Source organism: Bacillus sp. 05T22 (assembly GCF_056396765.1).
The window spans coordinates 1-13849 of the sequence record NZ_JBFTMC010000010.1 but is presented as its reverse complement, the minus strand read 5'-3'; the positions used below and the strand labels follow the sequence as shown (position 1 = coordinate 13849).

At 34.8% G+C, this 13849-nt stretch carries 15 protein-coding genes and 1 riboswitch; of the genes, 2 read left to right on the top strand and 13 right to left on the bottom strand.

What is annotated here, in order from left to right:
* Positions 1-98: 98 nt before the first annotated feature.
* The 7 genes from AC1DIT_RS05250 to AC1DIT_RS05220 form a co-directional block, all read right to left on the bottom strand.
* Positions 99-701, bottom strand: a complete 603-nt coding sequence (locus AC1DIT_RS05250; RefSeq protein ID WP_006094247.1) for a genetic competence negative regulator — start codon at positions 699-701, stop codon at positions 99-101.
* 77 nt (positions 702-778) lie between these two features.
* Positions 779-1678, bottom strand: a complete 900-nt coding sequence (locus AC1DIT_RS05245; RefSeq protein ID WP_016132650.1) for a MerR family transcriptional regulator — start codon at positions 1676-1678, stop codon at positions 779-781.
* 28 nt (positions 1679-1706) lie between these two features.
* Positions 1707-2480, bottom strand: coding sequence for a metallophosphoesterase (locus AC1DIT_RS05240; protein ID WP_006094245.1), 774 nt, complete (start codon positions 2478-2480; stop codon positions 1707-1709).
* A 137-nt stretch (positions 2481-2617) separates the two neighbouring features.
* A complete protein-coding gene (locus tag AC1DIT_RS05235; protein ID WP_016114073.1) occupies positions 2618-3100 on the bottom strand; it encodes a LysM peptidoglycan-binding domain-containing protein in 483 nt (160 codons plus the stop codon).
* Between the two features lie 22 nt (positions 3101-3122).
* Positions 3123-3686: a CPBP family intramembrane glutamic endopeptidase gene (locus AC1DIT_RS05230; RefSeq protein WP_016132649.1), complete on the bottom strand. Its 564-nt coding sequence runs from the start codon at positions 3684-3686 to the stop codon at positions 3123-3125.
* Positions 3667-5214 carry a RecQ family ATP-dependent DNA helicase gene (locus AC1DIT_RS05225; RefSeq protein ID WP_016132648.1) on the bottom strand — a complete coding sequence of 516 codons (1548 nt, stop codon included), beginning with the start codon at positions 5212-5214 and terminating at the stop codon, positions 3667-3669. The genes AC1DIT_RS05230 and AC1DIT_RS05225 overlap by 20 nt, the downstream gene beginning before the upstream one ends.
* Entirely contained in the window at positions 5204-6265 is a 1062-nt protein-coding gene (locus tag AC1DIT_RS05220) for a YpbB family protein (RefSeq protein WP_016132647.1), read from the bottom strand. The genes AC1DIT_RS05225 and AC1DIT_RS05220 overlap by 11 nt, the downstream gene beginning before the upstream one ends.
* Before the next feature lie 319 nt (positions 6266-6584).
* Here AC1DIT_RS05220 and AC1DIT_RS05215 point away from each other — a divergent pair, with 319 nt between their 5' ends.
* Positions 6585-6833: a ferredoxin gene (locus AC1DIT_RS05215; RefSeq protein WP_003206564.1), complete on the top strand. Its 249-nt coding sequence runs from the start codon at positions 6585-6587 to the stop codon at positions 6831-6833.
* Positions 6834-6950: 117 nt separating this feature from the next.
* Here AC1DIT_RS05215 and AC1DIT_RS05210 read toward each other — a convergent pair whose 3' ends face one another.
* Positions 6951-7529 carry an ECF transporter S component gene (locus tag AC1DIT_RS05210; RefSeq protein ID WP_016132646.1) on the bottom strand — a complete coding sequence of 193 codons (579 nt, stop codon included), beginning with the start codon at positions 7527-7529 and terminating at the stop codon, positions 6951-6953.
* A 163-nt stretch (positions 7530-7692) separates the two neighbouring features.
* Positions 7693-7830: riboswitch (FMN riboswitch) on the bottom strand.
* Positions 7831-8096: 266 nt separating this feature from the next.
* Here AC1DIT_RS05210 and AC1DIT_RS05205 point away from each other — a divergent pair.
* Positions 8097-8783, top strand: coding sequence for a hypothetical protein (locus AC1DIT_RS05205; RefSeq protein WP_016114068.1), 687 nt, complete (start codon positions 8097-8099; stop codon positions 8781-8783).
* Positions 8784-8813: 30 nt separating this feature from the next.
* Here the strand turns inward: AC1DIT_RS05205 and AC1DIT_RS05200 are convergent, their stop codons facing one another.
* The 5 genes from AC1DIT_RS05200 to ccsA all read right to left on the bottom strand — a co-directional run.
* A complete protein-coding gene (locus AC1DIT_RS05200) occupies positions 8814-9428 on the bottom strand; it encodes a peptidoglycan DD-metalloendopeptidase family protein (protein WP_016132645.1) in 615 nt (204 codons plus the stop codon).
* A gap of 83 nt (positions 9429-9511) precedes the next feature.
* Positions 9512-10084, bottom strand: coding sequence for a cob(I)yrinic acid a,c-diamide adenosyltransferase (locus AC1DIT_RS05195; protein WP_016132644.1), 573 nt, complete (start codon positions 10082-10084; stop codon positions 9512-9514).
* Positions 10085-10499: 415 nt separating this feature from the next.
* Complete coding sequence (locus AC1DIT_RS05190) at positions 10500-12275, bottom strand: ATP-binding protein (RefSeq protein WP_476998089.1); 1776 nt, start codon at positions 12273-12275, stop codon at positions 10500-10502.
* Complete coding sequence (resD, locus tag AC1DIT_RS05185) at positions 12275-12991, bottom strand: DNA-binding response regulator ResD (RefSeq protein ID WP_026008430.1); 717 nt, start codon at positions 12989-12991, stop codon at positions 12275-12277. Before resD ends, AC1DIT_RS05190 begins: the two co-directional genes overlap by 1 nt.
* Positions 12992-13344: 353 nt before the next feature.
* The coding region (gene ccsA, locus AC1DIT_RS05180) for a cytochrome c biogenesis protein CcsA (protein ID WP_476998088.1) at positions 13345-13849 on the bottom strand (505 nt) is incomplete at its 5' end.

The following is a 13849-nucleotide window of genomic DNA, read 5'->3' as shown; positions in this document are numbered from 1 at the left end:
AAAGTAAAATACTTAAATATTTAAATGTTTTTTATATCACAATGTATTTTAGTCTCTCTAATATCGCGAAATACTAACAAAACCTCAAGCTATTTCTACTAGCTGAGGTTTTGTTTTAAGACAAAATACTTGTATATTTGCTGAATTGCTTGAGAATCCATTAATTCTTTTCCATATTCCATAATACGATAAATTGTTGCTGTAGAAGAATTACCGTATTCTGCTAAAATCGCAATAATATCTGCCTTTAATAATGGTGTTTCTTCTTCCATCCAAAGATAAAAACGCCCATCCCATGTGTAAAGTTTCCCTCCGGTTACACCGAGATTATACAAACGATTTGCCAACGTAATCACATCTTCAAACGTTGCAAATTCATACAATATATGTTCACTCTCATCTAGAGTTACTTGCATCTCAATAAACTCATCACGAAACTCATCTTCTGTATCGGTTTCGTGATTTTCTTTTGTGACAATTACAACCATTCCTTGTGCTTGTAAAGAAAAAACTTCAACCGCAATTGGACCATCCGCTTCAAATCCAAGTTCTTTATTTGCTTCTTGCATCATATCKCGAAATAACTGTTGCACTTTCGGAGCATTTTTCCATAAATCCTCCTTCGTCAATCCTCGTTCAGATAAATCGTCAAACGTTAGGAAAATTTTGATTTTATTATAATTTAAACGTTCCAGCCTCATCTTGTAACCTCCCTACGTAACCGTTGTATCTAATTTTTATTATATGAAATAGAAAATAGATGGTTCTTTTCGAACAACTATTCCGACGTATTTAACCATTTATCCCATTCTTTTTTTGTATCACCAATGAACACATTTTGAAGTCCGATCTTGTCTTCATCTGAAACAAACTCACTTGCAAATCCAACAAGCCCTATGCAGATCTTTGAATTCTGACTTTGCAACTTCTTAATCAAATTTAGTGCGCCTTTCAAATATCGCTCTTTTGAACATGATATAAACACATATTTGGGTGCAAATTGCTTAATAACTGTATGAATCTCATCTTCCTCTAGGCCTGTCCCAAAATATGTTGCTTGATAGCCTTTCAAACGTAAATATATTGTGAAAACAAAAAGGTTTAATGTATTCAATTCTCCTGGTGCGCATATAGCCAAAGCTTTTGGCAAAATAAAATTAGTATGCGTATTATGATAAATCATTCCAATGCGTGAACATAAAAATGAATCTATATACCGCTCTTGTACAGCTGTTATCTCATCATTTCTCCGCATAGTCTCCAATTTATCAATAATCTTAACAAATATATGAGTGATTACTTTTTCTGTTGTATAAATAACAAATGCCTCGTTTAATAATTCACGGGCATGTTTTTCATCAAATTTTAACAAATAATGAAGGATATCGTCTACTAAAAACACTTCTGTACTGTACGCTACTTCAACTAAATTGTGATTTTGCAATCGATTGCTTTCTAATAACTGGACTGCTTGACCAATTGTAAATCCYTCATTCACTTTATGCATTAACCATTTTAAAATTCTCACATGCTCTTCTGTATATAGGCGATGCCCAGCATCATTGCGCTTTGGAGCAATAATATGATATCGTCTCTCCCAAGCCCGCAGCGTACTTGGCTGAATTCCAAGCATATTCGAAACTGCTTTTATATTATATTTTCCTTTTAAAGTTGGCATGTTTTCCCACCTTTAAACCGAACATCTCTTATTTTTTTCCTTGCAACGTAATTAAGTGCGTTTGGGCTGGAGCTCGAAAACGTAGTGGTATCAATGTCGTTCCATACCCATTACTCACAAATAAAGTTGTATTCGGATACTTATATACGCCGCCTTTTAGATATCGTTTAAAATGAAATAGACGAATTTGTCCCCCATGGGTATGACCACTTAATACGAGGGAAATTTGTTCTTGTCCAGACATTTTGTTTACAATAACAGGGTTGTGACTAATAAGAATACGAAAGCCATTTTCTTGACAATCTGCTAGTGCCAAGTCTAAACGATCCCGTTCTAATCCAACATCATCCACCCCTAATAAGCAAAGCTTGTCGCCAGAATCTGATTCAAACAGCACTCTTGTATTATCTAAAATTTTCACACCATGTTCTAGTAATAACGCATCTAGTTCATGATAGTCAATTTCATAATCATTATTTCCCCATACAAAATATATAGGACCAATTTTACTTAATGTTTGAACATTAGCAGCAATTTGTGATAACGATACACCTTTCTCAGCTAAATCACCGCCAATAATAACAAAATCAGCTTTTCCTTTTACATTTTCAATTAAAGAAGGCGAAACAATTCTCCTATGAATATCTGAAATGAAAAATATTCTGACCTTTCCAAAGCTTTCCGGGAAATTTACAAATGATAAAGTGTGTTCTAGCAATGTATTACGTAATGCTTCTCTATACATCATAAAAAGACAAATAAAGCCAATACATATGAACGTGCCACCTAAAATCCACAACATATATTTTTCTCAACTTCCCTCTCAACAATATGTAATTTTATCAAGCTATATTGCAATAAAGATGGATAAAATCTCATCCGATACAAAAGACTTCATTCACCTTTTCAATCACTCATATAAAAATTATTTTACAGCTACTATTCCTTCTCCGTTTTCTTTTTGACAGGAATTTTCAATTCTTTTCCCACTTCTAACTGATTGTCTTGTAAATTGTTATAACTTTTAATGATTGTAGCCCCATCTTCATTGGGAAAATACTGTTTCCCAATACTTTCAAATGTCTCACCTTCTTTTACAATATGCGTTTCAAATTTTTCTGACTGCTTCTTTTTTCCTTCACCATGTTTATTTGAATCGAAAAAAATCACTTCAAACGCATTTGTTCCAGGGACATCATTCTCTTTTGCACTTTTTACTTCGATATACTTATCCGTATACCATAAAATACTAAGTGGTAACAAAATAAATAAAAATGTTAAAACTCGAACAAAAAAGTGGTTAATCTTAAATTTAGATTTTTTCTTTTCTTTATTTCTATGAACCTCACTTCGCGGCGGTAAACCTTCTTCTGTTTGTTCTTCTTCCAATTCTTCTTCAAAATCGGGAATTTGTTTCCTCATGCTGTTCACCACCACCTTTCATTTATTTTCTTAATTGAAGTCCCATTATAAAATCAACAAGAAAGTGTGCAAAAATTGTTATAAACAAATTTCCTGTCCATTGAAACACATATCCAAATACAAAACTAATCATACATACAAAGCAAAATAAGAATGGCTTCATCACATATCGAATATGTAAAACAGCAAAAATAAGGCTCGCAATTACAAGTCCGAAATGCGTCTGTAACACACCCCGAAATAAAAATTCTTCAGCAAATCCAATAACAAACGTAATAACTAATAATTGTATGACAGAAATCCCTTGGAACATCCGCTCATTAATTCCACCATCATCAAACCACGATTCTGGGAACACTTGCATTGCAATATAATCAAATAAGATGACACCACCCGCAACTCCACTGCCTATTATAAGGATGGAAACAGGTTCCCATTTCCACATATCATAAAATTCATCCCTATTTGGAAATAATATACAGGCTGATGCGCAGCCAACACCTATTATTATTAATTGTGTTATATAGAGGTTAAGCCGTATTTCTTTCGGACCTATGTCTTCAATACTACGCCTTTGAATGTTCATCATTCCTCCGTTCTCTCATACCAAAGAGCAATTGTAACTCTGCTTCCCAATTATAGTCGAAAATTGATTGTCTTGCTCGTCTTTTTTTATAATCTTCTTTGGAAATACCGCAGTAGTCACAGCAGTTTTTCACCTCAGCTTCCTTCTTATATCCAAATTGATGTAGCATTTGTTCCCGTCTACACCCTTTAAACTGGAGCCACGATTTCATATTTTCTAATTGCCTATATTTATTCCGAAGACGCCCGTCCACTTCTAACATCAATTTTTTCATTTTCTCATCTGACAAGGATTCCATAATGAGCTTCTTCTGTTGTATGATTTTCATCTTTTCTAAATGATAACGTACAAAACGCCAATGCTGCTCACTAAACCTTGCGGCATTATAACAAATTTCTTCCACATCTTGCATTGGCAATACTTTCGTTTGGAACATCTTCTCTTGTAGTAAGGAAAATAAAAATTGAATTTGCTGTTTATTTGGTAATTCATCCTCAATGATAGAAACTGGTAGATCATGATCCAATGGACTACAAAGTAGAATCGCAATACTCATCTCTCCATCTCTTCCCGCTCTACCGATTTCTTGTAAATAAGAAGCAATATTTGCTGGATAATGAAAATGAATAATATATCTTGTATTTGGCTTGTTTACCCCCATACCAAATGCACTTGTACATATAACAAGCTGCAGTTGATCATTCATAAATTGCTGCTGAATTAACATCCGCTCTTCATGTTCCATTCCACCATGATAAAATGCAACATCTGCTATACCTTTACTCCTTAAATATTCTGTCAGGCGCTCCGTCCAAGCCCTGCTAGAACAATAAATAATTCCTGGTCCTTGTAAATAAGTAACTTGCGTGAGAAGCGCTTCCTTTTTTTCTTCTATTGTTTGTACAAATTGTACTTCCATTGCAATATTTGGACGATCAATCGAATACACATGCTCTGCTACAGTCGTAAGTTTTAAACTTTTTATAATATCTTGTAATACTTCTTTTGTTGCAGTAGCTGTTAATGCTAATACCGGAGGATGTCCAATAGCCGCTATAACTTGATCTAATTTTTTATAGTCTGTTCTAAAATCGTAACCCCATTGCGAAATACAATGTGCTTCATCAACGACAAATAGCGAAATATGAATCTTTTTTAGTTCTCTTATTATTGCTTCAGTTTGCAGCATTTCAGGCGAGACAAAAACAAATTTATAAGAAGATAATCTTTTTATCGCTTCTTTTTTCTCAGTTAATGTACGGAAACTATTAAACGCAATCACACGATCCTTTACTATATATTTAAGCTGCGTTACCTGATCTTCCATTAAGGATAGTAATGGAGAAACAATCAGTACTGTTCCATCTTGCATAAGACCTGGAAGTTGATAGCACATTGATTTTCCTCTTCCAGTTGGAAGCATCGCCACAACATCTTTTCCTTGCAACAAATCCACAATAACCTCTTTCTGCCCTTGACGAAATTCGTTATAACCAAACCACTTATACAGATAATCCTCAAGTCTCATTTACACCCTCCATCTGCGCTAACACAAGACGAATTTCAAAATAAGAAACTGTTTCTCCTACCGCTTGCTTTAATACACGCAACTTACGTGTTTGTAATGTTTCAATAATGCGCTGCACATGCTTAATTTTATTTTTCCCCATGAACATTTCAATAGAAAAATCTCGTTCTCGTAATGCAATTTCAACAAAATGATCCTCTATTGTTGCAACCTTTAAATTTCTAATTGTTGCAATCTCCTCTAAAGAACGCCCTTGTCCCCAAAGCTGATATGTTTTCTTTGTTGATAAACTAAACAAATCTGCCCTTTCATTCGGATAAGAAATAATCTCTGTTAATAATGGAAAATCTTTTTCATTATCTCGAACAGATTGAATAAAGAAATGAATGGTACCCCAAAATAAAAGATATACACGAAATACATCTTGGTTTGTAATTTCTGCAAGTTGTTTTAATGTATATCCAATCCGTTCATATCCTGTTAGTCGATATGTAAAAATTGTTGCTTCTATTGGCAAGGTATCTTTCAACAGCATATGTATCTCTTTCCATAAACCTTCCGCAAGTTTACTTCTTGCATACGGTATCCCGGTGAGAAACCGCTTGACCCACATCATTACCTCTGTATCTTGTTGAATAGGAATAAATTTCGCATTCTGTTGTTGTAAGTTTGACACAGTTTGAATAATTAATGAAAGTCGTTTCCAAAAGATTTCACCAATATCACCATAGTGTAAACCATGTAAATACTGTGGAAAAGAAAGTGTTTTTTTCCAAGTTTCCAGTTGTTCCTTTCCAGCATCAGTTAAAATGTACGTATTTCCATGTACATTCTGAATCCATTCTTTATGCAATACATGTTCAATTTCCTGATCATAATCAGAACGTTGTAATGATTTGTATATTCCAAACAGAAAAGAAATGTGAAATATATTTCCGTCTTGTAGTGTTTGTGAAGAACGTTTTCCTTTTAAAAGGTGATAAATGGAAGAAACAGTTCGTTCACCATTTAATTGTTTTATACAATACAATAAAGTATATTGTAACTGCATCACCGCTTCCACCTTTCAATTACATTTATCTTGCTATGCGCTGGCAGTAACAGCCTAATTGGTGAAGGCCTCCCATCAGCCGGAGGTGAAAAGCTTCCATTGATGGAAGCTTCACTTTATATTGTCTATTGTATCAAACTGTACAGCATTTAGGCATTTTGAAAATCTTGTGAAATAAATCAAAAATAAGTTGACACTCTAATTGATAAGCATTATCATTATAATTTTATGTTGAAAAGTTTGAAAAACCGTTTTACAATAAGGTTATAATTTTTATGGCGACTATTTTCACATACATATTATCAGGAGGGAAAGAAATATGGCAAAATATACAATTGTTGATAAAGACACTTGCATCGCATGTGGAGCTTGCGGAGCTGCTGCACCAGACATTTATGACTACGATGATGAAGGTATTGCATTTGTAACATTAGATGATAACCAAGGTATCGTTGAAATTCCAGATGTATTAATTGACGACATGATGGACGCATTTGAAGGTTGCCCAACTGACTCAATTAAAGTTGCTGACGAATCATTCGATGGCGACGCTTTAAAATTCGAATAGTCTTTTTTATTAACTTCAAAAGATCCCCCTCATTTTATGAGGGGGATCTTTTGTTATTGATCTAACTCACAAATAAAAAGACCATCAGCGGTACTCTCCCGCTGATGGTCAAAGTTTCTATGCATTTTTCATTTTTGCAAATACCCACACTTTCAAACGTGAGAACAGCGCTACAAATACAACTGTTACAACAATTCCCTTAATTAAATTAAATGGCAGAATTGCCGCTACAATCATTTGTCGCATACCACTACTAGACATAGCAGGCTGATTTAAAAACCAAGTGTAAGCTGGTAAAATGATGAAATAATTTAACACACTCATAATGATAGACATAGTAACCGTCCCTAACATTAACCCTGTTGTTAAACTTTTTACTGTACGATACTTTCGGAATAAGAAAGTTGCTGGTCCAATAAATAAACATCCCGCAATAAAGTTCGCTATTTCTCCAACTGGAACCCCCGTTAAACTTCCTTGAATTCCATAGTGAAGAATATTTTTTATTCCTTCTACAACTACACCTGCAATCGGACTAAAAATAATCGCTGCAATTAAAGCTGGCACATCACTAAAGTCAATTTTTAAAAACGGCGGAAGTCCTGGAAATGGAAAATCCAACATCATAAGCAAATACGCAATACTACTAAGCATCGCTACACTTACCATTTGTACTACACTGTTCTTTTGTTTCATCATTCTCTCTCCTTTTCCATCGATCATCTCATGGAAAGTGGAAAGGTTCCGCTATGCCTATTTATTCATGATACGAAAAAACCCTTTGCGTATAACACAAAGGGAGAATTTTTAGGCACATCAAACAGACGTTCAAATACCTATCTTTTTTGAACGCTTGAACCTCCATCTTCTCCCATCCAGACTATACTGTCGGCTTTGGAATCTCACCAAATCCTGCCTTAACGGCTCGCGGGCTTAGAACGAAAAACAACTGTTCATCACCGCCGGTCGGGATTTTCACCCTGCCCCGAAGATAGACCGATATTCTATTTTCTTCACCATTATACAACAACATCATACAGTTGTGAATAAAAATGTTTATAACTTACGAATAGTAAGCATCACTCTATATAAGATTCGTCTTATTAATACTCAATAAAAAAGCTATCGAATTATTTGACAACACAATCCATATTTTTTACAATCTGACTTTTTCCCGCGTAATTCCCTAGTCATTCATACAGAAAAGTGATAAGATGTTGAATTGTTAAGATAAGAGCATTTTCTTAATACGGAGGAAATGTCATGAAGAAAGAAAAAAGACACTCTATTCAAGAAACCATGAAAAAAAACTTAAGAAAAGAATACTTTTATTTAAAAAAGGAATTACTTTTCTACTGTCCAATTGATTTAGGCGCATTTTCAAGAGAAACATACTATGCTACTTTTGACAAAGAAGGAATTAGTGTATATCAGTATGATAAAACAACAGAAAGTAAACTAAAGCTATGCGAGCGTCATCTGTGGAAAAGTTGGGATAAAGTGAAAATTGATCACTATTTAACAACATCACAATTTGTTTTCCAAGGAAAGCGTAATTGGATTCTTTCTCTCTTCCATAAAGGAAAAGAAGCCCAAAAAATAATAGAAGAACATACTTCTTTACAAACAGAAGTTGTTTCCCGATCCTTTTTGAAAAAGCTCCCTGGTTTTCGTTCCAATACAACTTTAAACAAATACATTGGTAGCATCTGTTATACCGCACTTATTGCATTTTTATTAAAATGGATTATTCCATTCCAACAAGTACAAGTTGCCTTGTATGCTTTTTCTATCGGTTGTATGCTTCTTGGTCTACTTTGCTTTACAATTGGACTAATTGAACCAACCATTGTATTATTTCGAACGAACGAAAAAACAAGAGCAAAGGTCTTTTATTATTATAGCTATTTAGCCATTTCTGGATTTATATGTGTCTTTATTTTTTGGTAAAAAAAAGAGCTAGTCCTACTAGCCCTTTTTTTAATTCATATATAATTTTTGATTTGGATAAATTCGATCTTGTTGTAATGCATTTTTTACTTTTATCTCATGAACAGTCATGCCAAACCTACGGGCAATACTGACCAATGTATCCCCTTTTTGCACAATATACATCGATGATGAAACCACTTGATCCCTTTCTTCGTTTAAAACAAACAATGGATTCATTGCATTTCTTTTCCCAAATGTCCAAGCACCTTTATGAACTTCTAAGTGCAGATGTGCACCTCGTGATTCACCTGTGTTTCCCACTTCACCAATTACCTCACCTCTTGTAATATGATTCCCTTGAAATACATATCTCTTATTTAGATGGGCGTAAACGGCCTCATATTCTCCATGCTTAATAAACACTACATTTCCATAACTATTTGAAAAATAGGATTTTGTCACCGTTCCACCTCGGATAGCTGCAATCGGCGTTCCGATTGGAGCAGCTATATCAATACCATAGTGTTTTCCATTTCTTGTTCCAAAATAGTCACTAATTCTTCCATCTACCGGCCATGTCCATCGCCCGTCCTCAGCATAAACATATAATTGAGAACTAAAAAACAATCCAAAGACAAGTATCCCGACTTTTAAGCCTTTCATATACATCCTCCGTTTTTTAATAACCGCCACACTTTCTCTATTGTGGTATATTACGGAAAAAAGTATACAAAAAAGAAAGTGAATTACTCCACTTCCTTTTTACGAAAAACAATTGCACTTCGTTTATATTCAACATCTTTCACCATAAGGCGAGCATTTATCACCCTAGCTATTGCGAATAAATAATCAGATAATCGATTGACATATCGTAATACAACTTCATTTATTTCCTCTTGCTTTCCTAATGATACAATATTGCGCTCAGCTCTTCGCGTTACCGTACGTGCAACATGGATCACCACAGATGCTGGGCTCCCGCCAGGTAAAATAAAACACTCTAATGGTGGCGCTTCTTCTATGTAGTGATCAATTCGTCCTTCTAAATATATGACCATTTCTTCTGTTACTTTATAAGGTAATTTTTGCTGCACAATTGCTAAATCCCCACCGCAATCAAACAATTCATGCTGAATCTTTTCAAGCTCCTCATGTATGTCTTGAAAGCATTCTTCTTGAAGCATAGTCATCGCATATCCAATATGAGAATTCGCCTCATCAATTGTTCCATATGCTTCTACACGAATATGATCTTTATCAACTCGTCCACCTATAATACTCGTTTGTCCTTTATCTCCTGTTTTCGTATATAGTTTCAAATATTCTACACCTCTCTTTTAAATTTTTATTCATTACACGATCCATCAAATGTAAGTATACATTGAAAAAACGGCTTAAACCTTTCTTTTTTTGATGAGAGAGAGCATCCGACTATGCGTAGAAACGATCAGTACCCTTTAGCCCCATGCCATGTGAAAACAGAAGGAGAAAATGAGCGGAGGCCTTCTTTTGTTTTCATAGCCGTGACTTATATGCCAGCAAATCAACATGGATTTATTCTTTCCTTAGTCTAAGCTTCTTGTCTTTCAATCAGCTTTCATAGAGAGACTACCATCTACAAATAGTACAATAAAACAAAAAGCTCTAATATTCTTCATTCCATTGAGAAAATATTATAAACTCAAAAAGAATAAAAAATACTAGAACTTCAGTATTCGCTCACAACAATATCACTTATATTGATTGACCTGGTAAATATACAGAGAATATTGTTCCTTCTCCAACGACACTTGATATAGAAATTTTACCATTATGCCCTTGTACAATATTTTTAGCAATTGCAAGCCCTAAACCAGTACCACCTGTTTTCCCACGTGTTCTTGCTTTATCAGCTTTATAAAAACGATCAAACAAGAACGGAATGTCTTCTTCAGGAATACCAGCACCTGAATCTTGCACTTCAAACATCAGTCCATTATTTTTCGTATCAATAATAAGCTCAACATGACCACCTGCATTTGTATGCCTGATTGCATTGTCAATTAAGTTCGTTAATACTTGCTCCATACGATCTGGATCAAACGAATGTTGCTCAATTGGATTACGGAAATCAACTGTTAACTGCACATTTTTTTCTTTTGCAATCCCTTGAAATTTGCGTCCAATCTTCTCAACAAATGGATGAATATCCACTTCAGATATATGCAATTCAACATGACCACTTTCCATACGCGCTAAATCTAAAAGCTCATTCACAAGGCGACCTAAACGAACTGACTCATCATAAATAATTTGTACAAATTCATTTATTTCTTCTTTTGTTTGAACAATATCATCCAAGATTGCCTCACTATACCCTTGGAGCATAACCATCGGTGTGCGCAATTCATGAGACACATTCGCAATAAAATCTTGACGCATTTTTTCAAGGCGACGTTCTTCTGTCATATCACGAAGCACCGCCACAGCACCGCGAATTTTTGTTTGATTATATAGCGGCGTCATAAGGACAACGTAGTTACCCTTTTGTAAATTAATTTCAATGACTTGCTGTTGCTCACTTTCTACTACCAGATGAAACAACTCAACAAGTTCCGGCGGTAAATTCCTACTTAATTCCAACTCTTTTTCTTCTTGCCAAACTTGTAAAAAATGCTCCGCCGGCGGATTGATAACAACAACCTCACACTCTTGATTCAGCGTTACAACCCCATCTGCCATACTGCTTAAGATACTAGAAAGTTGTTCTTTTTCTTGCTGTAGTGCATTAATATTAAACTTTAATTGTTTTCCCATTTGATTTAACGCCGTTGCTAGCTCTCCTATCTCGTCTTGCGAAACCATAGGTGCTTTCGTATCAAATTTCCCGCGCGCTACTTCAAAGGCCACTTCACGCATTTTACGAAGTGGAGCTGTAATTCGTGTCGATAAGAAAAATGCAAAGAACGTTGTTAAAATAATCGCAATTCCCGCTGATAAAAAAATAAAATCTGTCGCTTTTTCCATACCTTGTTTCGGAACTTGCAATGATTGATACACAAACACCGCACTATGATTTGATGATTGCAGCGGCTTGCCAACAATCATAATATCATTTTCAGAGTTTTTCTTCGTTTTGTCATCAGACACTTTTTTTATTTTTTCTTTATTTTCTTTTTTATCTATAAAAACAGCTGCTAAATCTTTATCCTTTTTCAGATCTTCTATTGTAAGATCCACCAATCCTTCTTGTTTCGGTGAAGAAGAAACTTCATGATCCCCTTTTACAATAATAATTCGTGAGAGTKGATCGGCAAACTTATACGCAATATTCTCAATCGTCTTTTCGTCTGCACCTTCTTCTATTAATTCTGAAACACTTGTCGCTACTTTTGTAAGCCTTGTTTCACTCATTTCAATATAGTAATTATCAAAAAACTGTGAAAGCAAAATGGCAACAAAGCCAAGAACAAATGAAACAAGAAGCAATATGGTCATCCATAGCTTTCCTACTACACTTCTCCAAAGCATCAGTCGTTCACAACCTCAAACTTATAACCAACACCCCATACAGTTACGATCATCTTCGCTGCATCAGCTGATTTTTTACTTAATTTTTCACGTAAACGCTTTACGTGCGTATCTACTGTACGCAGGTCTCCAAAGAATTCATATTGCCATACCTCTTTTAATAATTGCTCACGATCAAATACTTTATCAGGAGCCTTTGCTAAAAATAGTAACAATTCATATTCCTTTGGTGTTAAATTGACTTCATCACCATCAGCAGTAACGCGATGCGCATCGTTATCAATTGTTAAATGCGGGAATACAATAATATCTTTTGTTGTTGTATCTTGTGTAAAGAATGTTGTTGTCACAGAACGTCGCAAGACCGCTTTTACACGAAGAACTACTTCACGTGGACTAAACGGCTTTACAATATAATCATCCGAGCCAACTTCAAATCCTTGCACCCTGTTTACTTCTTCACCTTTAGCTGTCAGCATAATAATTGGTGTTGCTTTTTTCTCGCGAATCCCTTTACACACTTCAATTCCATCTTTTCCAGGCATCATGATATCCAATAAGATTAAATCATAGTCATTTTGCAATGCTTTTTCTAAGGCTGTATCACCATTGTCAGCCTCATCGATTGTATATTGTTCTCTTTCTAAATACATTTTTAATAAACGACGAATACGATCTTCATCATCCACAATTAAAATTCTTGGTTCATTTTCCATTGCTTCCCGCTGCCCGAAAAAAACATGACAACGGTTCACACCTACCTCTCTACAATATAATACTGTTTTTACTTTTATCTCATAATAGATAATTCTAAAGCGTCCGACTTCCACCTTAACAATTATACTTCACAAGAATAATAAAGTTTGTTCATTTCTTTTCCAAAAATATGTATTTTTTTTGAACAGGACATTTAGTCCTCACATCATTTTACAAAATCAACCTTTATTTTGCCATGTTTTTCTCAAAAAAGAAAAGAAATTGACAAAAATAAAATAGGAAAGTGACAACCACTTTCCTATTTTATTACGTTTAACTAAACGGTATGTCCCTCTAAAAAAGAGAAAAAACCTTACGCATATGAGTGTAAACCAGCAATAATTAAGTTTACAGCTATAAAGTTAAACATTATAATGGCAAATCCAATTACCGCAAGCCATGCCGACTTCTCACCATGCCAACCTTTAGATAGACGTAAATGTAAAACTGCAGCATAAAAGAGCCATGTAATGAGTGCCCATACCTCTTTTGGATCCCACCCCCAAAAGCGCGTCCATGCAATTTGTGCCCAAATCATCGCAAAAATTAACGCTCCTAACGTAAAGATTGGGAATCCAATTGCAATAGATCGATATCCAATTTCATCAAGTAAATCACTGTTAACGTTTTTTACTACTGGCTGAAGGGCCGCTGATACTCTTTTTCGTAAAATTAATCTTAATATAATATATAGTCCCGTTCCAATAAGCAGTGACCAAATTACTGTATTTAATTTCTTTGCATTTATTATAGCAGGCATTTCTGCAATAGGTTCAAGTTTTCCAGTTGTTATTAACTTCCCTTCATGGGGTCCAACT

What these genes read in the sequence shown, in the direction of transcription:
- AC1DIT_RS05240 (WP_006094245.1), bottom strand. Translation starts at nt 2,480, where the DNA reads ATGTTGTGGATTTTAGGTGGCACGTTCATATGTATTGGCTTTATTTGT.
- AC1DIT_RS05235 (WP_016114073.1), bottom strand. Translation starts at nt 3,100, where the DNA reads ATGAGGAAACAAATTCCCGATTTTGAAGAAGAATTGGAAGAAGAACAA.
- AC1DIT_RS05230 (WP_016132649.1), bottom strand. Translation starts at nt 3,686, where the DNA reads ATGAACATTCAAAGGCGTAGTATTGAAGACATAGGTCCGAAAGAAATA.
- AC1DIT_RS05225 (WP_016132648.1), bottom strand. Translation starts at nt 5,214, where the DNA reads ATGAGACTTGAGGATTATCTGTATAAGTGGTTTGGTTATAACGAATTT.
- AC1DIT_RS05220 (WP_016132647.1), bottom strand. Translation starts at nt 6,265, where the DNA reads ATGCAGTTACAATATACTTTATTGTATTGTATAAAACAATTAAATGGT.
- AC1DIT_RS05215 (WP_003206564.1), top strand. Translation starts at nt 6,585, where the DNA reads ATGGCAAAATATACAATTGTTGATAAAGACACTTGCATCGCATGTGGA.
- AC1DIT_RS05210 (WP_016132646.1), bottom strand. Translation starts at nt 7,529, where the DNA reads ATGAAACAAAAGAACAGTGTAGTACAAATGGTAAGTGTAGCGATGCTT.
- AC1DIT_RS05205 (WP_016114068.1), top strand. Translation starts at nt 8,097, where the DNA reads ATGAAGAAAGAAAAAAGACACTCTATTCAAGAAACCATGAAAAAAAAC.
- AC1DIT_RS05200 (WP_016132645.1), bottom strand. Translation starts at nt 9,428, where the DNA reads ATGAAAGGCTTAAAAGTCGGGATACTTGTCTTTGGATTGTTTTTTAGT.
- resD (WP_026008430.1), bottom strand. Translation starts at nt 12,991, where the DNA reads ATGGAAAATGAACCAAGAATTTTAATTGTGGATGATGAAGATCGTATT.